The sequence below is a fragment of the Buttiauxella cochleicola genome, assembly GCF_021282435.1.
GTDB classification, from domain to species: Bacteria; Pseudomonadota; Gammaproteobacteria; order Enterobacterales; family Enterobacteriaceae; genus Buttiauxella; species Buttiauxella massiliensis.
Genome location: NZ_JAJSOT010000014.1, coordinates 1 through 21,935, shown reverse-complemented (window position 1 = coordinate 21,935; position 21,935 = coordinate 1). Strand labels below are relative to the sequence as shown.

Sequence of the window (21,935 nt, the reverse complement as noted above, 5' to 3'; positions counted from 1 at the left end):
AGACACGATATGTGTGCCACGCATCATCATCGTTCACACATATTATGCTCACAATGTGATTTACTGGTCGCGCTACCGGTATTGGAGGACGGCCATAAGGCCGTCTGTCCACGTTGCGGTACAACACTTCTCACTCAGTGGTCCTCACCACGTCAACGTCCTACAGCTTATGCGCTGGCAGCTCTGTTTATGTTGCTGCTCGCCAACCTATTTCCCTTCATCAACATGAAAGTAGCAGGACTGAGTAGTGAAGTTTCGCTGCTTGAAATTCCAGGCGTCATGTTCAATGAAGACTACGCAAGCCTCGGCACTTTCTTTATGGTCTTTGTGCAGGCGGTGCCTACGTTCTGTTTAATCACGATTTTGTTATTAGTTAACCAGGTGGCATTACCACTAACTCTTAAAAAGCGCCTGGCACGAATCCTATTCCAGCTAAAGTCCTGGGGTATGGCTGAAATTTTTCTTGCTGGCGTCTTGGTGAGTTTCGTCAAATTAATGGCTTACGGCGACATTGGCGTCGGGAGCAGTTTTATTCCGTGGTGCCTGTTCTGTGTGTTGCAACTACGGGCTTTCCAGTGTGTGGACCGGCGCTGGCTTTGGGATGATATTGCGCCTGAGCCGGCGATTTCGGTACCGCTTAAAGTCGGTGTATCAGGCCTTCGCCAGGGGCTGCGTTCTTGTTCATGCTGCACAGCAATCGTGCCAGAGGATCAGGAAATTTGTCCCCGCTGCGAAACCAAAGGGTACGTTCGTCGCCGTCATAGCTTGCAATGGACACTCGCTCTGTTGCTGACTTCAATTATGCTTTACCTACCCGCAAATATATTGCCCATCATGATAACCGAAGTATTGGGCAGCAAAATCCCGTCGACGATTATTGCCGGGGTTATATTGTTGTGGAGCGAAGGCTCTTACCCGGTTGCTGGTGTTATTTTCATCGCCAGTATTTTGGTTCCGACACTGAAAATGTTAGCGATTGCCTGGTTGTGCTGGGATGCTAAAGGCCACGGTCAGCGTGATAGTGAAAGAATGCATTTGATCTACGAGGTGGTCGAATTTGTCGGGCGTTGGTCAATGATCGATGTGTTCGTTATAGCGGTATTATCGGCTCTGGTGCGTATGGGAGGATTGATGAGTATCTACCCGGCGATCGGAGCCGTGATGTTTGCATTAGTAGTGATTTTAACAATGTTTGCGGCGATGACCTTTGACCCTCGCTTGTCCTGGGATCGCGCACCGGATTCAACTCATGAGGAGTCGTCTGAGCATGGAAAATAAAAGCGGGGAAGCAAAAGTAGCAAAGGTGAAAAATTGGTCCCCGGTATGGATTTTCCCTATCGTAACCGTGCTAATCGGCGCGTGGATCTTATTTTATCACTACAGCCATCAAGGGCCTGAAGTCACGTTGATTACCACTAATGCCGAAGGCATCGAAGGTGGGAAAACCATGATTAAAAGCCGCAGTGTCAATGTGGGCGTGGTTGAAAGCGCGGTGCTGTCAGACGATTTGCTTCATGTCGAAATTACAGCCCGGCTGAATTCGGGCATGGAAAAACTTCTGCATAATGACACAGTATTTTGGGTCGTTAAGCCGCAAGTCGGGCGTGAAGGTATTTCCGGGCTTGGTACTCTGCTCTCTGGTGCATATATCGAACTGCAACCGGGCAATAAGGGGTCGCAATCCGCTAAATATGATTTGCTGGATGCTCCTCCATTGGCACCACCTGATGCTAAAGGTATCCGCATTACCCTCGACAGTAATAAAGCAGGGCAGCTTTCTCCAGGTGACCCGGTGCTGTTCCGTGGCTATAGAGTTGGTTCAGTAGAAACCAGTACCTTTGATGCGGCGAAACGTAGCATCAGTTATCAGCTATTCATCAGTGCGCCAAACGATCGCCTGGTGACCAGTAACGTACGCTTCTGGAAAGACAGCGGCATTGCCGTTGATATGTCTTCACAAGGTATGCGCGTAGAGATGGGGTCTCTTACCACGCTGTTTAGCGGCGGTGTTAGTTTTGACGTACCAGAAGGCTGGGAGCTTGGTAAACCTGCGAAACCGGGTAGCGAGTTCAATCTCTTCGACGATCAGAAAAGCATTCAGGATTCTCTGTATACAGATCACATTGACTACCTGATGTTCTTTAAAGATTCAGTGCGTGGTCTGCAGCCAGGAGCACCAGTTGAGTTCCGCGGCATTCGATTGGGAACCGTGGCTAAGGTGCCATTCTTTACCGATGGGATGCGCCAGAAGATCAATGATGACTTCCGTATTCCGGTTCTGATCCGTCTTGAACCTGAGCGTTTGCAAAATCTTGTCGGTGATGATGTCCATATCCAGGACAACATGACAGCGTTGATTAAACGTGGTTTACGAGCGTCTATGAAAACGGGCAGCATTGTTACCGGGGCACTGTTTATCGACCTGGATTTCAATCCTAAAGCGCCGCCGGTAACCGAGTTACCGACATTTGCGGGTTACCCGATAATCCCAACGATGAGTGGTGGACTGGCGCAAATCCAACAACGCTTGCTGGAGACACTGGATAAGATTAACAACTTGCCGCTCAATCCGATGATTGAACAAACCACCAATTCGCTTGCGGAAAGTCAGCGAACCATGAAGCGCTTGCAGCAGACGCTCGATAATCTTAATAAGATTACCGCGAATAAGTCGATGCAATCTTTGCCTGAAGATATGCAGTCAACGCTGCGTGAACTTAATCGCAGTATGCAGGGCTTCCAGCCGGGTTCTGCGGCCTACAACAAGATGGTGGCCGATATGCAGCGTCTTGATCAGGTTCTGCGTGAATTGCAGCCTGTACTGCGCACGTTGAACGATAAGAGCAATTCGCTGGTCTTTGAAGCGAAGGATAAAAAAGATCCCCAGCCGAAGAGGGCGAAAGAATGAAAAAATGGCTCCCACTCTTTGCTGCATTGGCTCTAACGGCCTGTAGCAGCAGCGATAATGGAAAGACCTATTACCAGCTACCTCAAAGCTCCGCACCTGCTATGCAGGCCGTGAGCCAGCCTGGAACCCATTTATTGTGGGTAGAGCAGGTTGCGGTTCCTGATTACCTCGCTGGCAATGGCGTGGTTTATCAGACCAGTGAGGTGCAGTACGTCATTGCCTCCAGCAATTTGTGGGCAAGTCCGTTGGATCAGCAATTGCGAAATACTCTTGTCAGCAATCTGAGTAGCGCGTTACCTGGTTGGGTTGTGGCATCACAACCACTAGGCAACGATCAGGATACTCTGAATGTTAACGTGACCGGTTTTCACGGACGTTATGACGGGAAAGTGATTGTAAGTGGCGAGTGGTTGCTCAAACATCAGGGGCAATTGATTAAACGTCCGTTCCACGTTGAGCTGAAGCAAGAAGCTGATGGTTATGATGCCATGGTGAAAACCTTAGCTCAGGCCTGGCAGCAAGAAGCGAAAAGTATCGCTGGTGAGCTGACTCGCTTTAACTAATCATCTCAGTAGCACAAAAAAGCTGCGTCATTCGCCTACAAAGCGGAACGCAGCTTTTCTTTTGGCATTAATTTGTTACCCATGCGTTCTCACACTTTTTGTGCAAAACAAAACTCTTGTAGCTCACATTTATGACATTGGCGTGAATTTTGCGCATTGACGATAGAGGCTTTAGGAGTTATTGCTTATATGTGGTTGCACGTTTTGTGGCCACTGTTTTCTTTCCACCAGATTATATAGAAATGAGGGAAACGAGGCATGAAGAGACAAAAACGAGATCGCCTGGAACGGGCTCATCAACGTGGTTATCAAGCAGGTATCGTCGGACGCTCCAAAGAGATGTGTCCCTATCAGACACTGAATCAAAGGTCGTACTGGATGGGAGGCTGGCGAGAAGCCATGGAAGACAGGGCGGTTACCGCGTAATCACTGTCTCTTTAGAAAAAGAAACCTCCGCATAGCGGAGGTTTCGCGTTTATACCCTTCATACTTCGAGCTGCATCTTTGTTGGCTCGTTCACGCGCCCGACAAATCTGCCTGGAGCAGATTTGAACGCTGTTACCAGCGCCCCGAAGGGGTGAGGCGCATGGATGGGCCGAATAATCACTTACTTATGTAAGTTCATCGGGACTTGCTTTCTTGCCGCCTCGATGCCACTCGAATTATTTTGGGTATAAAATCAGGCTTAGAAAGCGGTGGTGTCTTTGAAAAGACCCACTTTCAGATCGGTGGCGGTGTAAATTACACGTCCATCAACCAACACTTCACCATCTGCCAGGCCCATAATCAGGCGGCGATTGATAACGCGTTTGAAGTGAATACGGTAGCTGACTTTTTTCGCTGTCGGCAGGATCTGACCCGCGAGTTTAACTTCACCCACGCCCAGTGCACGGCCTTTACCTTCACCGCCTAACCAGCCGAGGTAAAAACCTACCAGCTGCCACATCGCATCCAGACCCAGGCAACCAGGCATTACTGGATCGCCGATAAAGTGGCAACCGAAGAACCACAGGTCAGGATTAATATCTAATTCTGCTTCAACGTAACCTTTATCGAAGTTACCACCGTCTTCGGTCATCTTGACGACGCGGTCCATCATCAGCATGGATGGCGCAGGCAAACGTGGGCCTTCAGCACCAAACAGTTCGCCACGACCAGAGGCAAGAAGATCTTCTTTTGTATAGGATTCGCGTTTATCTACCATGTTTACAGTAAGCCTTATTGTAATGAAGCACGCATGTTAGCTAACACGTGTACGCTCAACAAGTCCGATCAGTTTTGATTGAACCAATTGAGCCAACGCAGTGGCCATGGATAGCGGTGCCGAATATCTTGCGCGGATGCCTGAGCGATTCGCTCTTGTACCGCACGCATGAGCGTATTTTGCCCTTCGCCATCCCAGGGCAGATTTGTTAATAAGGGTAGTGCATCAGTGACATCATCGATGGCCCAAATGGTGAATTGCCCTTGTTCTACAGCATCCAGAACGTCCTGATGCAGGCAAAGGTGACGCACGTTGGCAACCGGGATAATCACGCCTTGCTTGCCGGTAAACTCGCGTTGTTGGCAAATTCGGAAGAAACCTTCGATCTTCTCATTCAGACCGCCAACGGGTTGCACTCGACCAAACTGGTCTACGGAACCTGTCACCGCAATATGCTGATAAATAGGTACATTTGCCAGTGCACTGATTAATGCGCAAAGTTCGGCCATTGAGGCACTGTCGCCATCCACTTCACTATAAGACTGTTCAAAAGTCAGAGATGCAGAGAAGGGGATTTGCTGGTCAAGTTGCAACTCAGACATTAAAAATGCCTGCATGATCATCATGCCTTTCGCATGAATATTGCCGCCCAGCTCCGCTTTGCGTTCAACGTCAGTAAACTCGCCATCACCGACATGCACCACACAGCTGATACGAGAAGGTTCACCAAATGCACGTGGATGCCCTGGGAACTCAATCACCGACAGGGCATTGATCTGCCCGACCATTTCACCTTCAGTTTCGATGAGGATCTGCTCAAGCAGAATTTCATCCTGCATACGTTCAGCAAGATAACCTTCACGCCATTCACGCTGTGCCAGCATTTGCGTTAGTTCGTCAGCACCGAAACTTTCTTCTTCAGTAAAGGCGGCAACTTCGCGCAGCTGACGGCTAATCCACGATGGACATAGCGGCAGTGTTTCCTGGTCGCCGGTATAACGCACGGCTTCACGGATTAACACTTGCCATGCATCAGTTGCAGGGGCAGGCAGAGATTTTGATTTGGCTACCGCGTAAATCCACTGGCACCATAACGCCATATCATCAGCAGAGGCGATCTGCAGATTTTCTTCAAATTCACTATAAATCGCCGAAGTAGCCAGTTCAGGTTCCATATCCTGGAAGTCTGCCAGCGATTCGCGCTCGCCTACCAGAATCAGTTTCAGGCTCAATGGTAATGAAGGAATATTAATTGGCAGAGGACGCGTTTCGTCAGGTGAAATCCAGTCGAAGCGACCCTGAATGACCATTTGCTTTAGGCGTAACCACAATAGCGGTTGTGCGAGCACACTGCGCAATGACAGCACCAGAATGCCACCGTTTGCACGGTGAACCAGGCCTGGAGTCAGAGTAATTTCGCCTGCAAACTGGCGCACGCAGCCAAACAGCTGGTCCGCTTCAATCCAGTCGGCAGCGACAACCTCAGACAGCCCTGCAAAATTGTCTTCTGCGGACTCGGCCGGGCGTAACGTTACGTGACTGCCTTCTACCAGATAATGACCGCCCGTCAGAGCGTTGTCATGCGACCAGCACTCGCGTGCTGCTTCGGTAATAAGATTAAGGTATTCGGCTTCTTCAGCGGCTTTTACCAGCATCAGATCGGCCGAGGCTACCGGTTGGCTGAGCTGCACCAGTCCGTAAGACAGACGGGGTTGCACAGCGGAGAAAGGGGCAGTTTCGGAATCATAAGGCTGTGCGAAAATTTCCTGATAGCTTTCGGTATCAGGTACAAGAGCACGCCATTCAAGTCGATTAGTCGTCAAAGTCGCTATTTATTAATTAGATGTCAAAGGCGCGATTATACAAGAATAGGGAAGGCAGCACACGGTTTATGCGGAGCGGCAAGTTTACTTAGCTCACAGCTTTCATTTTTCAGGTAAGCGAAAATAAAAAAAACTGTTATTCTGAAATGAGTTACACGGTCACACTGAGATCGCAATGAAATATCAACAGTTGGAAAATCTCGAGAGCGGCTGGAAGTGGAAGTATCTGGTCAAAAAACACCGCGAAGGCGAATTAATTACACGTTACATCGAAGCTAGTGCGGCGAAAGAAGCCGTTGATGAACTGTTACGCTTCGAAAATGAACCTGTGCTTGTGTTGAGTTGGATTGAGAAACATATGAATCCAGAGCTTCATAATCGTATGAAGCAAACTATCCGTGCGCGGCGTAAAAGGCACTTTAATGCCGAGCATCAACATACCCGTAAGAAGTCCATCGACCTTGAATATTTGGTTTGGCAGCGGTTAGCAGGGCTTGCTCATCGACGAGGATGCACTCTCTCAGAAACTATTGTGCAATTGATTGAAGATGCTGAGCGTAAAGAGCAATACGCCAATCAGATGTCATCGCTCAAACAGGATCTCCAGGCTTTGCTAGGCAAAGAGTAGAGGGGCGGTTGTATTGACCCAGAGTTCTATTTTTGGGTTCTGGGTATCCACCAAAGAATAAAAACAAAAAACCCCGCCTTAGCGGGGTTTTTTTATAACGGTAACTTATGCCGCAGGCTGAGTTACAACGTCTTTGATACCTTTAACTTCGATCTCTACGCGACGATCTGGAGCCAGGCAATCAATCAGTTTAGCTTTAGGAGCTACGTTATCACAGGTGTTGCCAGTAACTGGGTTAGATTCGCCCATACCGCGTGGGGAGATCTTGTTAGCTGGGATACCTTTAGAGATCAGGTAATCAACAACTGACTGTGCACGTTTTTCAGACAGTTTGTTGTTGTATTGATCGGAACCGATACGGTCGGTGAAGCCCAGAACTACAACAGAACCATCTTTCGGGTCGAGGTTGCTCAGCTGAGTATACAGCTGATCCAGTGCCTGCTGACCTTCTGGTTTCAGAGTTGCTTTGTTGAAGTTAAACAGAACATCAGACTTCAGAGTGAAGTGCTTGGTCTGTACTTCTGGAGCTGGTGCTGGAGCTGGAGCTACTACTGGAGCTGCAACTTCGCCCTGACCGAAACGGTAAGAAACACCCAGGCTCAACAAGCCGTTGTCTGGACGAGTACCAACGGTAGCAGCGTCACCAATGTTGTTAGTCCACTGGTATTCCAGACGGGTAGCGATATCGCGGGTAACAGCCCACTCGATACCACCAGCAGCCAGCGGAGATACGCCAGTGTCGTGATCGCTTACACGGTTACCAGCAGCATTCATAGCTGTAGAATCTGCACGCCATACCATACCACCCAGACGAGTGTAGATGTCCAGATCGTCAGTGATTGGGTAGCCCAGTTTAGCGGTCAGTTGAACGCCTTGCGCTTTGAAAGCACCGTTTTCTACGCTGCCTTTATATGGCATACGACCTAACCAGTCATAACCCATTTCAAAACCAACGTACGGGTTAACCTGGTAACCACCGAACGCACCAGCACCCAGTTGGCTTTCATGAGTAGGGCCATTACCGATGCCGCTATCATAGCCGTTCTGGTTAGAGAAACCGGTGTCGTGGAATTGGGACCAACCCAACTTACCACCTGCATACCAGGTGTTATCTTTCGGTGCGGCCTGCGCTACGGTAGCGAAGCCAGCCAGTGCCACTGCAATCGCGATAGCTGTCTTTTTCATTTTTTGCGCCTCATTATCATCCAAAAAGGCCATGAGCTTTAAAATCGCTCTAAAGCCCAGGGTTAAATCCTTCGCCCGAGTTTATGCTCACTTGTTACTCTACCGATCAATCGGTGTTATGAAGAGCAACCCTGGCGAGCTAAAGTCTACAACGTAGTTTAAAACTTACAAGTGTGAAGTCCGTCAGGCATATGAAAAAAAACGACTTGTATAAACATTTTCTAACATTTTTGCGCGTAATTCACACTCTAAAGATTTGCTGGAAGGCCGCCTGGAGCGGCTTGGGACGCGGATTCTTGATAATTCACAATGGATTGTCAAGAGTTCATAAAAAGTTCCAGGAATTCTCTTAAATTTACTTAATGATACAAACTAGAATGAATTTTTAGCTCACTTCGTGGTCGACACCCTGTTTCCGAGATACGGGTTGGACGCATAATGAAGCCGATCGCATTCCCTATTTCGGCGGCAGATGACAGTTGCGAATGCTCTTCATTCGTCAATTCTTCAGGTAACCAACCGATAACAACACTGTAATTTCCTGTCTGCAATGCTTTTACCATAGCATCTACTGTGAAAAGTGGATCTAACTGGCTCACTTGCATAACTTTTGCCAGCGGAAGACCTGCTGATTGTACCCACTGACGACTTAATTTCTGCTGTGGTGTTAGCCACAGCTGCCAGCGTGACTGTTGTCCCAGTTGTTGAAGCAGTGGCAATAAAACCAGCTGTGTAACCCATGGCTGATCTTCGCTGTAGATCACTTCACTGATCAACCCTTTAATTTTGTTACCCGCTGATGACTGGGCCACAGAAGGCACAGCATTTGTAACAGTGGCAACCTGAGTTCGAACGTTATGTGAATGCATAGTTAATCCCGCCTGATGGGTTACTGTATGGATATACAGTAATGCCTGTTTGGATAAAGATCAATCTAAATTTCGGAAAGTGTCTCGCAATTTCATCATGTAATTCGACGGAAAGTGAGAATGTGATTGCGGTGAGTGATTAGGTTACTTATTTTCGTACTACAGGAAGCGGTAATAAACTGTGATGATGCGTTAATACATGATATTTAGGGATATATTCATGAAAAATAAATCATATGCAAGGATTCATCAGTCCAAAGAATACTTATCACCACTAGGGGAAATAGGCTGTCGATCGCTATTTGGTGGATATAGCCTGACGGTAGAAAATGTTGTGTTTGCCATGGTTTCAGAAGGGGAGCTCTACCTGCGAGCATGTGAACAAACGGAAGTCTATTTTGTTAAACGAGCCTCGCAGCCTCTGCTCTACAATAAACGCGGACGTACTATCGAACTCAATTATTACCTCGTTGATGAGGGGTTGTGGAGCGATCGGGAAAAGCTAGTGCAACTGTCAATGGATGCTCTATTCAGTGCCCGGCGCCAAAAATCCCGGCAGCGTGCTCAGCAAAGGCTTAAAGATTTACCCAATTTAACGCACAGTCTGGAAATGATGTTGTGGGAAGTCGGTATTGCCGATGTACGTACCCTTCATGCCTACGGCGCAAAGCGCTCCTGGATAAAGCTTAGAGGCATTAAGAAAGGGCTTGGCGTACAGGTATTGCTGGCATTAGCTGGTGCTATTTGCGGAATTCATGAGGCTGCACTCCCGGCGGCAACGCGCCAGGAGTTGGTCGAGTGGGGGCATCATTACGAGAAACGCCAAAGGCGTTAATCGTGTTGTTGCGACACAAGTTGTTGAAGGCGCGATATCTCAGGTAATAGCGCAACCAGCAGACCAACCTGCTGAAGCACCAGTGGCTCTTTGGAGTCTGGTTGCGGTTCAAGTGTGGTTATACGTTCAGATAGTCCCTGAAGTGCTTTTTGTACTCGTTCTTCATCTGCTGGCAGGTGATGAAGTGCATCGTCGACGTAGCACACAGCATCATCAAGCAGGAGCAAAATATCCTCGTTGGTCAGTCTTTCACGATGTGCACCCAACGCTGAAATATAGCTGTTGAAGGTATGATTCAGGCACAATAGTCGAAATGCTGTTTCCCGCATCTCCGGTGAAACACGCGGTTCAGACGACATATTCGACACAACAGAAGCCAGTTCAGCATCTTTGTTATGTGCATCCCGGCGTGCAATACGGTACTCAAGCCTATTGTCACGACCCTGGTGATATTGCTCAAGAATCGCATCCAGATAACGGCAGTTAGCGTTAAATGCACGCTCCACCACTAATGGCAATCTGCGAAAACGCCAGTCAGGCCAGATGAAACTGACTGCGGCCCAGGCTATGGCACATCCTAATAAGGTATCGAAGATACGTGGCATTGCGACTTCAAACCCTTCGCCCAACAGGTTGAAACAGAGCAACACTAGCAAGGTGATAAACATGGTGGCGTGCGCATATTGTACGTTGCGAAAAGCAAAGAACAGCACGCCGGTAATCACAATTAAAACAAGCTGTCCTTCAATTGATGGCACAAAGAACAATACCGGAAGCCCGACAGCCACGCCTACCAAAGTGCCAATAATACGTAAAGCCAGGCGTCGGCGAGTGGCGCTGTAGTTAGGCTGGCAAACAAAAAGGCTGGTCAACAGTATCCAGTAGCCATGTTTTAACCCGGTGAATTGAATAAACGCATAGCCGACGCATAGTACAACGGACATGCGCACCGCATGGCGGAATAACGCTGATTCTGGAGTTAAATTCCGTTTTAATCGCTGCCAGATATCACCAAAGCCAGTTAAGCGATCATCCAACAGTCGGTTTTCAATATCGCTGTGCGGCGCGGCGAGGGCTTGTTCAGATTCAATAGTTGCTAACTGAGCATCAATGGCGCGCAAATTACTCACCAGGAAGCCAAGTGCTTTTAATTCACTGGCCAGAGACTGATCCGTTTTTAATCTCTCAATGGCGGCGTCAAGATGGGTAAACGCTCGCTCGAACCGTGGGTCATGTTGATATTTCACGCGTAATAAAACGGAGCGTGAAAGCTGCAAGCAGGCCTGAGATTGCATGGTTAACAGGCGTTGAAAGCGAAACATGATGTCGCTGTAGCGAAACTTATCGCGCAGTGCCTGGTACTGGATGTGGGAAGAGCTGGCGCGCTCATGAATATCCTGAGCGACAAAATAGTAGTGCAGAGTCCGCCGAGTGCCTCGCTGCCCACGATCTCCTCGTAAGCGCGTCAGCAACGAGCCTTTGGTTTGATTCAACATTGTCACAAGCTGGCTATTCGCCATCGCAAGTTCAAGCATTGGTGCCTGGCTTTCTTCTTCGATATCGGGGTCAAATAGGGTTGCTTTGACTTCGAGATAACGCGCGAGGCTTTCATAACAGCGTGCCAGGTTATCCTGAAGCGGTCGAATCGGGAATATAAGATGCCCAGCAAGTGTCAGTAAGTTGTACCAGATGGCACCTGCCAACAGCAAAATAGGTTGTTGATACCAGTGATCGTACAAAGAAATGCCGAGCATGGTATAGATGGCGATAAGCAGCGCCCCAAAAGCGATAGTGGCGTAACGCTGACCTAATCCTCCCAGAAGAATAAACCCGCTGGTGGAAACCATTAGCCCAATACCAAACAGTACAGGCCATGGATATAACAACTCCACCGATGCGGAAGCGATGAAGAAACTAACCAAAGTAATCAGAAGATTACGTATACGCCCGGTGAGACGGTCATCTAAATCTGCAAGAGCTGCGGCAACAACGCCAAGCGTTAACGGAATAGTGAGCTTGACCTCGCCCAACCACCATGGGAAGGCAGCGGTGCCCGTAAGCGCAATGAAAATACGTAAGTTATAGAGCCAGGTGCTGTTCCAGGTATAGCGGCGCAGAATTGGGCTAAGCATTAATACTCACTATTCTTGTCAAATTTACTGGAAACGACGTCGTGCATTAGCTTCACGTGCAGCCTGTGCAGTTTCTACAGAAACGACACGGCGACCCACTGGCCAAAGTGCAATCGCTGCTATCTTGAAGTTAGCGATTCCTACAGGAATACCGATAATAGTGATGCACTGTGCAATCCCGGTACAAATGTGCAGCACACATAGCCACCAGCCGAAAAATACTAGCCAGAGAATATTTAGCAGCGTGCCGCCGGTGTTCAGGATGGTGCTTTTACCCTGCGGGTTGAGCTCATCAACATGAACAGCTTCGTTGCCGTACGGAACGAACGAGAGTTTAGTTATCTCCCAGCAGGAACGAGTCAGCGGGAGAGTGAAAATAAAAATGATACTGACGAGAGTGGCCAGCAACCAAGAGAGAGTGGTGAGAAAACCACCCAGTACAAAGTTCAATACATTAAGGACTGTACGCATAATCACTCTTTGTTGGTATGAATGTAGATAAATGAATAACCACAGCAATTGTAACGCGTTTTTACTCTGGAGCGTCATTCCTTCGGCGGGTAAACTTAACCTCAACCATTTTTTGGATCAGGCAAAGCGTAATGGAATTGAAAGCGACCTCCCTTGGCAAACATTTAGCACAACATCCCTACAATCGGGTGAGATTACTGACTGCGGGTGTAGAGGTAAAGGGCGATCGTCATGAATACCTTATTCCATTCAATCAGTTAATCGCAATTAATTGCAAGCGTGGTCTGGTTTGGGGCGAGCTGGAATTTGTCTTGCCCGATGATAAAGTCGTGCGTTTGCATGGTACGGAATGGAGTGAAACGCAGCACTTTTATCATCACCTGAACGAACTGTGGCAGAACTGGAGCACTGAAATGAGCGAAGTGGCAGCTCAGGTGCTACAACAGCAATATGCCGAAATAACACGCAGGGTTCAGCAAGAGAAATGGTTCAAACGCAGTGATATGCAGGCGTTACAGCAAAATGTTCGCGCTGCGTTTTCAGCACTACCGCTGCCATTAGCACGGCTTGATGAATTCGAAAATTGCCGCGAACTTTGGTTTCATTGTAAAGCCTGGCTTGAACAAGGTGATACGCGCCGCCATCAACGCAATACCGCTTTTACCAATCACATGCTGGAAAAGTATGCTGACTTTTTCCAGCACATAGAAAGTTCTCCTCTGAATCCTTCTCAGGCTCGTGCCGTCGTCAATGGCGAAGATTCGCTATTAGTGCTCGCGGGGGCGGGGAGTGGCAAAACCTCCGTTCTTGTTGCACGTGCCGGTTGGCTATTACAACGCGGCGAAGCCAGTGAAGAACAAATCCTGCTGCTGGCATTTGGGCGCAAAGCTGCGCAGGAGATGGATCAGCGGATTGCTGAACGCTTGAATACCGATGCTATCTCTGCACGTACGTTTCATGCTCTTGCATTGCATATTATTCAGCAAGGAAGCAAAAAAGTGCCGCGTGTTAGCGAGCTGGAATCCGATACTACGGCACGCCACCAATTGCTAATTGAAAGCTGGCAACAGCAGTGTCGTGAGAAAAAAGCGCAGGCAAAAGGCTGGCGTGAGTGGTTGCGAGACGAGCTGCAATGGGAAGTGCCGGAAGGTGAATACTGGAAAGATGAACGTTTAGCTAAACGTCTGGCAAGCCGGTTAGATCGCTGGTTGGGGTTATTGCGTATGCATGGTGGTTCGCAGGCGGAAATGATTGCTGCAGCGCCTGAGGATATCCGCGATCTCTTTGCCAAACGCGTCAAGCTAATGGCCCCGTTACTGAAAAGTTGGAAAACTGCGCTGAAAGCTGAAGAAGCAGTCGATTTTTCGGGCTTAATTCATCAGGCAATTAATGTGCTGGAAAAGGGGCGGTTTATTAGCCCGTGGAAGCATATTTTAGTGGATGAATTTCAGGACATCTCACCGCAGCGTGCAGCACTGCTGGCGGCACTCAGAAAACAAAACTCGCATACTTCGCTATATGCGGTGGGTGATGACTGGCAGGCAATTTATCGATTCAGTGGCGCAGAAATGTCGCTGACCACCGCTTTTGCCCACCATTTTGGCGATGCAGACCAGTGTGCGTTAGATACCACTTATCGCTTCAACGATCGTATAGGTGAAATAGCGAATCTGTTCGTACAGCAAAATCCGCATCAGTTGGCTAAACCATTAAATAGTCTGTCTAAAGGCGATAAAAAATCCGTCACGTTATTGGCTGATGACCAGCTCGAAGCACTGCTGGATAAGATGAGCGGATATGTGAACCCGCAGCAGCGCATTCTGGTTCTGGCCCGTTACCATCATTTACGTCCGGCGATTCTGGAAAAGGCAGTAACACGCTGGCCAAAGCTCGCCATTGATTTTATGACTATTCATGCCAGTAAAGGGCAGCAGGCTGACTACGTTGTGGTGTTGGGCTTACAGCAGGGTAAAGATGGTTTCCCGGCTGTAGCACGAGAATCGGTAATGGAAAAGGCATTATTGCCGCAGCCGGAAGATTATCCTGATGCTGAAGAAAGGCGATTATTGTATGTGGCGATGACGCGGGCCCGTCATCGAGTCTGGCTTTTATTCAACAAACAGGAACCGTCCAGTTTTGTCGATATCCTGAAACATCTTGGCGTGCCCGCAGCAAACCGACCGTAATTACTTCAGTCGTTCTGCCAGATAACGTGCGTAATCGGGGATTAAAATTTCAACTGCCTGATTAAAACCCGGTGACTGAATAATAAAATCGGCGGTTGATAAGTTAGTTGCAACAGGTATGTTCCACACAGTTGCCAGACGTAGCAATGCTTTAACGTCAGGATCGTGTGGAACTGCATTAAGCGGGTCCCAGAAGAAAATCAGCACATCAATTTTCCCTTCGGAAATCAAAGCACCGACTTGCTGATCGCCACCCATCGGGCCGCTAAGCATAGCGTTGACATCAAGACCGCTGCCACGCTGGATGAGATTTCCGGTGGTGCCGGTCGCGTACAATACGTGATGTGAAAGATTAACTTTATGGCGCTCAACCCATTTCAATAAGGCATCTTTACAGTGGTCATGCGCAACCAGCGCAATATGTTTTTTTTCCCCCAGGGTGCGGGTCGTTAATTCCATTGGTTAATCCTGATTGATTTATATTGGCTACAGCTTACTGGAAGCCACTGATGCTGCAAGAGAAGGGTGTCAAAAATGCGTGATTTGGAAGTCAATTATTGCGTTGGATTATCTTTTGCCCATTGCAAGAAACGGTCGCGGGTAGGTTTATCTGCTTGTAGAAACCAATATCTGAGGCGCTGCTCGATTAACGTATCGGATTGACGAGGCGGAGCGTCGAGTTCAGATGTTTTCGAGAGTAGTTCGCTGTCGTCTGCCATCATAGTGGCGAATCCTTTTACCGCCGCCGTTTTCCCCGATTTGTTGTAGACCTGAGTATCCCGCTCGTAGTCGATTCCCTGTGATGCGTTTTTAACCGGCAAAATATCTACTTTCGATGGGATGACTCCAGCGTCACCATCGAGCAACTGAAGATGAGGTGCCAGGTCAAATTCATCGCTGTCTTTATCATTTTCAATCCGTGGGATATTGAAATTTACCTGGCTGACTTCTTTGGTATCGAAACTCACCACTAAAGGTGGGGAAATATAAAGGCGCTGTTCTCGCGTGTTGGTTCTGATATTTTTTTCTACACGAAATACTAGCTGATGCGGACCGTTGTCCAACTCAATGCTATCAGCACCTCTTAGCAAAGAACTGGAAACTTTTTTCCCATCCAGTACCAGCAAGTCGATCTCTGTGGACAGACGCAGGGTTGTCGCCCTCGATTCACCAGGCAAAAGAAGGATCCAGCATAGTGCGATTAAGAACACGGTTCTCATCAATTTCTCCTGCCTGAGGGTAAATAGGACCATCCCTTACTGAATGTTTCAAAGTTTTTCATATGGACGGTTCATTAACATATAGACATATTCTCAATAATTGCTCTACTACCTGCGTATGGGAAAGATGGTGAGTCAGTAACGGATGACATACACTTTTGATTACAGAGTCCGAGCGGAGAGAGTGATGAAACAGGCTGATATCGAAACTATTCTAAAAGATACCCGAACCATTGCGCTGGTCGGTGCCAGTGATAAGCCAGATCGCCCAAGCTATCGGGTGATGGCGTATTTGCTCGATCAAGGATATGAAGTGATCCCGGTGTCCCCAAAAGTGGCGGGTAAAACCCTGTTAGGGCAGCAGGGTTATGGCTCACTTGCAGAAATACCTAAGAAAGTTGATATGGTCGACGTGTTCAGAAATTCGGAAGCAGCATGGGAAGTGGCACGCGAAGCGATAGCCATTGGCGCCAAAACGTTATGGATGCAGTTAGGCGTGATTAATGAGCAAGCTGCTGTCCTTGCGCAAGATGCCGGTTTAAACGTGGTGATGGATAAATGTCCGGCGATTGAAATACCAAGACTAGGTCTGGCTAAATAATAAAAAACCCGCGATTGCGTAACACCATTCATTTAAGCTAATGAATTAGGGGAAACGCCGGGATTTGGTTCCCGGAGGAACGCCAAACCCGGTGGTCGCCCCGGATATCTCATTCTTAAACTAACGGTGTTACCGCAATTGCGGGATTTTTGCTAATTACGCAGGCGAGGTGCCTGAAGCTGTTGCCGTATCGAAGCCGCCAATTCATCCATCGACGGTTGTTCGGGATGCTCGTCTTGTGACTCCCCACTTAACTGGGCTTCAGCAAGATAGGTGTGCACAGCCTGGCCATCATCATCTTCCATCACTACATGATACCAGGGTGCACTACGGAGGGCATCGTTGTCGGCCAGTTCATCTTCTGCAGGTTCATCCAGAGAGTATTCCGGGTCGATATCGACCACTACCCCCAAATAACCCAACAAAGAGTGTCGTACTTGCTGGCCTATGCCGAATTTGCTGGCAATCATAGTCACCTCCTGAGAAACATTACCTGCCATTAATGTGCGGGCAAGTTTTTGTAATTCAAGTTACATGATGCGACAGGCAAACCCTTTCAGATACAGCCCTTCCGGGTAGGTGGCGATCACAGGGTGATCTGCGGCCTGGCGGAACTGCTCTATAAATTGTACATCACGCCCGGCATCTACGGCGGCATCAGCGATGATTTTCTGGAATAAATCTGTCGTCATTAAACCAGAACATGAGAACGTCATCAGAATGCCACCCGGATTCAACAGCTGAATTGCCAGCATATTGATATCTTTGTAGCCACGGCAGGCACCCATCAGTTGGTTCTTATTCTCGACGAATTTTGGTGGGTCCATAATGATAACGTCGAACTTCTCACCCTGATCGCGGTATTTGCGCAGCAGTTTGAATACATCATCACGCACGAAATCAGCTTTGCTCAGGTCGAGTTTGTTCAGCTCAACGTTTTGCTTCGCAACATCTAATGCATCCTGAGATGTATCAACACTGACAACCTGGCTGCAGCCACCCATTAATGCGGAAACCGCAAAACCGCCGGTGTAAGAGAAGCAGTTCAGCACGCGCTTATCTTTCACATACTGGCGAGTTGAAAAGCGGCTGTCGCGCTGGTCAAGGTAGTAACCCGTTTTATGGCCGCCTTTAATATCGACCAGCAACTTCATGCCGTGCTCTTCGATTGGTAACAAATCAGGTGGCAGTTCACCGCTGACCGGGCCTTGCGTCAGTTCCATTCCTTCTTTCTTACGAACCGCAACATCGGAACGATCGTAAATAGCACATTCAGGATAGAGATTTTGCAAAGCAGCAACCAGCGCAGGGCGTTGATATTCAGCGCCAGCGGAAAGTAATTGCAGCACAAGGAAGTTGCCGAAGCGGTCAATCGTCACGCCTGGCAGACCATCAGACTCGCCAGCAATCAGACGATAACTATCCAACCCGTCACGAGCGGCGAGCCATTCACGCCACACCTGTGCCTGCTGCAAACGACGAGTGAAGAAATCGATGTCGATGCTTTCATTCGCATCGAAAGTCCAGACGCGCGCACGGATTTGCGAAGATGGCGAATAAGCGGCACGTGCCAGCCATTTGCCATTGCTATCCACAACATCAATTGTTTCACCGAGATTGGCTTTGCCTTCCATGCGTGCAACAGCACCAGAAAACACCCACGGATGGCGGCGCAATAACGATTTTTCGCGCCCTTTGGTTAACACTAAACGTACACTCATAATTTGCTATGCTTTCTTGCTAAGAATTTGGCGCCATTTTCCGGGTTAGACCGGCTAAATGCAACGCAAGAACCCGAAACGGAGGAAGTTATGGCCACAGTATGCACACTTGCTTGGGTCCACGGCCTGGTTCAGGGGGTTGGGTTCCGCTACAGCACCCAGCGTGAAGGGTTAAAACTGGGGTTAACCGGTTATGCCCGTAATATGGATGATGGTAGCGTTGAGGTATTAGCCTGCGGCGAAGAGCAGCAGGTTGATAAACTTATCGCGTGGCTAAAAGCGGGAGGGCCACGCAGCGCTCGGGTCGATAAAGTGCTGACTGAGCCGCATCAACCCGATCGCCAATGGACCGATTTCAGTATTCGCTACTAAATGCACTTCACCGGCTTTGGCAGGCCTGCAATTTTGGTTGCCTGCTTAGCCGGCCCTTTTGGGAACAAACGGTACAGATAGCGGCTATTGCCTTTCTCTTCGCCAAATTTGTTAGCCATCGCTTTAACCAACATGCGAATCGCCGGGGAGGTATTAAATTCGAGGTAAAACTCGCGCACGAATCTCACTACTTCCCAGTGTTCAACTGCAAGGGTAATACCTTCATTGGCGGCAATAGCTTCGGCAAGCGGTTCACTCCACTCCTGGCTATTTTTCAGATAACCATCGGCATCTGTTTCTATTTCTCGGCCTTCAAACATCAACATAATTATTCTTTGCTCCAGACAAACTGGCGGCAGTGTAGCAAATTTTAGCGTGTCAGAAAAAACAAAGCCCCGCGATAGCGAGGCTTTGGATGGGGAACAAGCAGCGATTAGTCGCGGCTTGCGAAGCCCAGGATGCTCAACAGGCTGATAAAGATGTTGTACAGAGAAACGTACAAGCTCACCGTTGCGCGGATGTAGTTAGTTTCACCACCGCGGATAATATTGCTGGTCTCAAACAAAATCGCGCCAGAAGAGATCAGAATAAATACCGCGCTGATTGCCAGGTGCAGAGCAGGCAGTTGCAGGAATATGTTCGCAACCATACCCACCAACACCACGACTACGCCTGCCATCAGCATACCGCCGAGGAAGGACATGTCTTTTTTGGTGGTCAGCACATAAGCGGAGCAGCTAAAGAACACCAGCGCCGTGCCACCTAATGCCATACCAATCACATCACCCATACCGGCAGAGATGTAGGAGTTAAGCATTGGGCCGAGGATATACCCCAGGAACCCGGTGAACGCGAAGGCAGCAAGGATACCCGTCGGTTTATCAGCCAGGCGGTAAGTTAAAAACATCAGACCATACATACCAACCAGCGTCAGAATCAGACCTGGAGATGGCAGCATCAACACGGTGCTTGCGGTTGCGGTAATCGCAGAGAACGCCAGCGTCAGGCTGAGCAAGAAATAGGTGTTACGCAGTACCTTGTGGGTACTTAGCAGTGACGAACGGTCACGCGAGGAAGTAATTATGCGATCCATTCAGAAACTCTCTCTTATTACAGGTGTATATGGTGACTGAGAATAATAGCCTCCTTTATTGCAAGGAAGCCCTTTTACCCATCTTTACCTTGCTCTGATTTAATTCACAGATTCGATATCTGTCATAAAACTCACTTATATGTGGCTGAAAATTATTGCTTTAATCATTTCGGATGCTAAGAGTGTTAACTGTACCGTCGTTAATAACTCAAATAAGGCGTGTTTAATGAAAGCAAATAACCACATCACAATTATCAGATCGTTTGTCGCTATTGGCGTTGCTTGTGCAATTTCTGGAGCCTGGGCTGCCAATGTGCCAGCAGGAACAGAGTTGGCCGCAAAACAGGAATTAGTTCGTAACAACGGCAGCGAGCCAGCCTCGCTTGATCCTCATAAAGTCGAAAGCAGTGTTGAGTCGAGTATTATTAGTGACTTTTTTGAAGGTTTGGTAGAAGTACGCAACGATGGTTCGATTGAACCAAGGCTTGCTGAAAAATGGGAACAGAAAAGCAGTACGGTTTGGGTTTTCCATCTTCGCCCTGGCATTAAATGGTCTAATGGTGAGCCGATCACCGCTGAAGATGTGGTCTGGAGTTGGCAGCGCCTGGTTGACCCCAAAATAGGATCACCTTATGCGAGCTATCTCGGCAATATGCATGTGGAAAACGCTGCAGATATTGCAGAAGGTAAAAAATCCCCTGATACGTTAGGTGTTAAAGCGTTAGATGATGCAACGCTACAAGTTACGCTGACTCAACCTACCGCCGCATTTCTCGCAATGCTTGCACACACCTCGCTGGTGGTTGTTGATAAAGCCGTCGTAGAGAAGTTCGGCGACAAATGGACGCAGCCTGCGAATTTTGTGAGTAGTGGGCCATACACACTTTCTGATTGGGTGGTAAACGAAAAAGTCATCGGGGTGCGTAATAAAAACTATTGGGACGATAGCCACACCGTTATTAATAAAGTAACTTACTTACCCATCGCTTCCGAAACTGCCGATATCAATCGCTATAAAGCAGGTGAAATAGATATTGTTTTAACCGTCCCACAGACACAGTTTGCTTCATTAAAAAAATCCATTCCGGATCAGGTTCATGTGACACCTAAGCTTGCAACCTACTACTACCAGTTCAATACAACCAAAGCTCCATTTAATGATCCGCGCGTTCGCCGGGCGCTCAATATGGCGTTGGATAAAGACATCATCGCTGAGAAAGTATTAGGACAGGGGCAGATCCCTGCCTGGGTTATCAGTCAGAAAAACATCGGCGGTGTCGAACTAAAATCTCCTGACTATGCGTCCTGGAGCCATGAGAAGCGTGTAACTGAAGCCAAAAAACTACTGGAAGAAGCGGGATTTAATACGTCTCACCCATTGAGTTTCAATCTGTTGTACAACACCTCTGAGTCACATCAGCGCATTGCGATTGCGGCCAGTTCAATGTGGAAGAAAAATCTGGGTGTTGAAGCGAAGCTGCAAAATCAGGAATGGAAAACGATGCTTGATACCATGCACAACGGGACTTTTGACGTCGTGCGCTATGCGTGGATTGCTGATTACGACGATGCGGCGACGTTCCTGAATAACTTCCGTACAGGCGATAGTGAAAACACCTCGAAGTACAGCAATGCTGCTTTTGATGACGCACTGAAAAATGCAGCGAAGGCAGACAACGTTGCGCAGCGCGGCAAGTTCTACCAACAGGCCGAGGATAAACTGGCGGAAGATGTGCCAGCGATTCCCGTTTATCACTATGTTTTAGTCCAGTTAGTGAAACCTTATGTCGGTGGATACGCGCCAAATAATCTTGGTTTCTACTACACCAAAGATATGTTTATCAAAAAACACTAGGGCGCATTTCATTTTGGGAGGCTAAACCCACAATGATTTCTGCTATTAAACCAATCAAATTGTTGAAGTTTTGCCCAAACAATACCGAATTGGTGATTAATCAGGCGAACGAACGAAATCGTGCTTTACATGAAGTATGGGGATGTTTATAGTTCGCCTCGTTGGAAGCGTGGCCGAGTGGTTGAAGGCACCGGTCTTGAAAACCGGCGATCCGAAAGGGTTCTAGAGTTCGAATCTCTACGCTTCCACCAACATTTTAGCCCCAGCTT

At 48.3% G+C, this 21,935-nt stretch carries 22 protein-coding genes and 1 tRNA gene; 11 read left to right on the top strand and 12 right to left on the bottom strand.

From position 1 onward, the window contains the following. Positions 1–9 precede the first annotated feature (9 nt). The 4 genes from pqiA to rmf all read left to right on the top strand — a co-directional run bounded on the left by pqiA (position 10) and on the right by rmf (position 3,897). Positions 10–1,278: a membrane integrity-associated transporter subunit PqiA gene (gene pqiA / locus LVQ77_RS21580; protein ID WP_232864989.1), complete on the top strand. Its 1,269-nt coding sequence runs from the start codon at positions 10–12 to the stop codon at positions 1,276–1,278. Then, on the top strand, positions 1,268–2,908 hold the full coding sequence (gene pqiB, locus LVQ77_RS21575; protein ID WP_232864988.1) for an intermembrane transport protein PqiB: 1,641 nt from the start codon (positions 1,268–1,270) through the stop codon (positions 2,906–2,908). The genes pqiA and pqiB overlap by 11 nt, the downstream gene beginning before the upstream one ends. Continuing rightward, positions 2,905–3,471 carry a membrane integrity-associated transporter subunit PqiC gene (pqiC, locus tag LVQ77_RS21570; protein ID WP_064517598.1) on the top strand — a complete coding sequence of 189 codons (567 nt, stop codon included), beginning with the start codon at positions 2,905–2,907 and terminating at the stop codon, positions 3,469–3,471. Before pqiB ends, pqiC begins: the two co-directional genes overlap by 4 nt. A 258-nt stretch (positions 3,472–3,729) precedes the next feature. Continuing rightward, positions 3,730–3,897 carry a ribosome modulation factor gene (rmf, locus tag LVQ77_RS21565; RefSeq protein ID WP_034456319.1) on the top strand — a complete coding sequence of 56 codons (168 nt, stop codon included), beginning with the start codon at positions 3,730–3,732 and terminating at the stop codon, positions 3,895–3,897. A gap of 259 nt (positions 3,898–4,156) precedes the next feature. Here rmf and fabA read toward each other — a convergent pair whose 3' ends face one another. Then, positions 4,157–4,675, bottom strand: a complete 519-nt coding sequence (gene fabA, locus LVQ77_RS21560; RefSeq protein ID WP_034494356.1) for a bifunctional 3-hydroxydecanoyl-ACP dehydratase/trans-2-decenoyl-ACP isomerase — start codon at positions 4,673–4,675, stop codon at positions 4,157–4,159. A gap of 68 nt (positions 4,676–4,743) precedes the next feature. Further along, complete coding sequence (locus LVQ77_RS21555; protein ID WP_232905457.1) at positions 4,744–6,498, bottom strand: AAA family ATPase; 1,755 nt, start codon at positions 6,496–6,498, stop codon at positions 4,744–4,746. A gap of 175 nt (positions 6,499–6,673) precedes the next feature. Between LVQ77_RS21555 and matP the strand changes: the two genes are divergently transcribed. Then, entirely contained in the window at positions 6,674–7,126 is a 453-nt protein-coding gene (gene matP / locus LVQ77_RS21550; RefSeq protein ID WP_151992685.1) for a macrodomain Ter protein MatP, read from the top strand. A gap of 105 nt (positions 7,127–7,231) precedes the next feature. On the opposite strand, the gene ompA is transcribed toward matP, so the two are convergent. Both ompA and sulA read right to left on the bottom strand, forming a co-directional pair. Continuing rightward, on the bottom strand, positions 7,232–8,311 hold the full coding sequence (gene ompA / locus LVQ77_RS21545) for a porin OmpA (protein WP_232864986.1): 1,080 nt from the start codon (positions 8,309–8,311) through the stop codon (positions 7,232–7,234). Positions 8,312–8,670: 359 nt separating this feature from the next. Further along, a complete protein-coding gene (sulA, locus tag LVQ77_RS21540; protein ID WP_232905456.1) occupies positions 8,671–9,180 on the bottom strand; it encodes an SOS-induced cell division inhibitor SulA in 510 nt (169 codons plus the stop codon). A gap of 220 nt (positions 9,181–9,400) precedes the next feature. On the opposite strand from sulA, the gene LVQ77_RS21535 reads away from it, so the two are divergent. Next, positions 9,401–10,015 carry a TfoX/Sxy family DNA transformation protein gene (locus tag LVQ77_RS21535; RefSeq protein ID WP_232905455.1) on the top strand — a complete coding sequence of 205 codons (615 nt, stop codon included), beginning with the start codon at positions 9,401–9,403 and terminating at the stop codon, positions 10,013–10,015. Here LVQ77_RS21535 and yccS read toward each other — a convergent pair. Both yccS and LVQ77_RS21525 read right to left on the bottom strand, forming a co-directional pair. Further along, the gene (yccS, locus tag LVQ77_RS21530) at positions 10,012–12,147 is read right to left on the bottom strand and encodes a YccS family putative transporter (RefSeq protein ID WP_232864984.1); all 2,136 of its coding nucleotides are present in this window, start codon (positions 12,145–12,147) and stop codon (positions 10,012–10,014) included. The two genes, LVQ77_RS21535 and yccS, sit on opposite strands and share 4 nt — an antisense overlap. Before the next feature lie 24 nt (positions 12,148–12,171). After that, positions 12,172–12,618, bottom strand: a complete 447-nt coding sequence (locus tag LVQ77_RS21525) for a YccF domain-containing protein (protein WP_232905454.1) — start codon at positions 12,616–12,618, stop codon at positions 12,172–12,174. 131 nt (positions 12,619–12,749) lie between these two features. Here LVQ77_RS21525 and helD point away from each other — a divergent pair, with 131 nt between their 5' ends. Further along, complete coding sequence (gene helD / locus LVQ77_RS21520) at positions 12,750–14,804, top strand: DNA helicase IV (protein ID WP_232905453.1); 2,055 nt, start codon at positions 12,750–12,752, stop codon at positions 14,802–14,804. Here helD and mgsA read toward each other — a convergent pair whose 3' ends face one another. Continuing rightward, positions 14,805–15,263 (bottom strand): methylglyoxal synthase, encoded by a 459-nt coding sequence (mgsA, locus tag LVQ77_RS21515; protein WP_064517611.1) that lies wholly within the window; start codon positions 15,261–15,263, stop codon positions 14,805–14,807. A 95-nt stretch (positions 15,264–15,358) separates the two neighbouring features. Beyond that, complete coding sequence (gene csgI / locus LVQ77_RS21510) at positions 15,359–16,024, bottom strand: curli synthesis inhibitor (protein WP_232864982.1); 666 nt, start codon at positions 16,022–16,024, stop codon at positions 15,359–15,361. Between the two features lie 187 nt (positions 16,025–16,211). On the opposite strand from csgI, the gene LVQ77_RS21505 reads away from it, so the two are divergent. Beyond that, positions 16,212–16,625 carry a CoA-binding protein gene (locus tag LVQ77_RS21505; protein WP_064517615.1) on the top strand — a complete coding sequence of 138 codons (414 nt, stop codon included), beginning with the start codon at positions 16,212–16,214 and terminating at the stop codon, positions 16,623–16,625. Between the two features lie 152 nt (positions 16,626–16,777). Here the strand turns inward: LVQ77_RS21505 and hspQ are convergent, their stop codons facing one another. Together hspQ and rlmI are read right to left on the bottom strand one after the other, a co-directional pair. Next, positions 16,778–17,095, bottom strand: coding sequence for a heat shock protein HspQ (gene hspQ, locus LVQ77_RS21500; protein WP_034456306.1), 318 nt, complete (start codon positions 17,093–17,095; stop codon positions 16,778–16,780). A 60-nt stretch (positions 17,096–17,155) separates the two neighbouring features. Continuing rightward, positions 17,156–18,346, bottom strand: coding sequence for a 23S rRNA (cytosine(1962)-C(5))-methyltransferase RlmI (gene rlmI / locus LVQ77_RS21495; RefSeq protein ID WP_232905452.1), 1,191 nt, complete (start codon positions 18,344–18,346; stop codon positions 17,156–17,158). Between the two features lie 90 nt (positions 18,347–18,436). Here rlmI and yccX point away from each other — a divergent pair, with 90 nt between their 5' ends. Next, entirely contained in the window at positions 18,437–18,718 is a 282-nt protein-coding gene (yccX, locus tag LVQ77_RS21490) for an acylphosphatase (protein ID WP_232864980.1), read from the top strand. Here the strand turns inward: yccX and tusE are convergent. Together tusE and yccA are read right to left on the bottom strand one after the other, a co-directional pair. Continuing rightward, the gene (gene tusE, locus LVQ77_RS21485; protein WP_064517637.1) at positions 18,715–19,044 is read right to left on the bottom strand and encodes a sulfurtransferase TusE; all 330 of its coding nucleotides are present in this window, start codon (positions 19,042–19,044) and stop codon (positions 18,715–18,717) included. The two genes, yccX and tusE, sit on opposite strands and share 4 nt — an antisense overlap. Before the next feature lie 107 nt (positions 19,045–19,151). Continuing rightward, a complete protein-coding gene (gene yccA, locus LVQ77_RS21480; protein ID WP_034456301.1) occupies positions 19,152–19,811 on the bottom strand; it encodes an FtsH protease modulator YccA in 660 nt (219 codons plus the stop codon). A 226-nt stretch (positions 19,812–20,037) separates the two neighbouring features. Between yccA and LVQ77_RS21475 the strand changes: the two genes are divergently transcribed. After that, a complete protein-coding gene (locus tag LVQ77_RS21475; protein ID WP_232905451.1) occupies positions 20,038–21,666 on the top strand; it encodes an ABC transporter substrate-binding protein in 1,629 nt (542 codons plus the stop codon). A gap of 163 nt (positions 21,667–21,829) precedes the next feature. Beyond that, positions 21,830–21,917 (top strand) — tRNA-Ser (locus LVQ77_RS21470). Positions 21,918–21,935 lie beyond the last annotated feature (18 nt).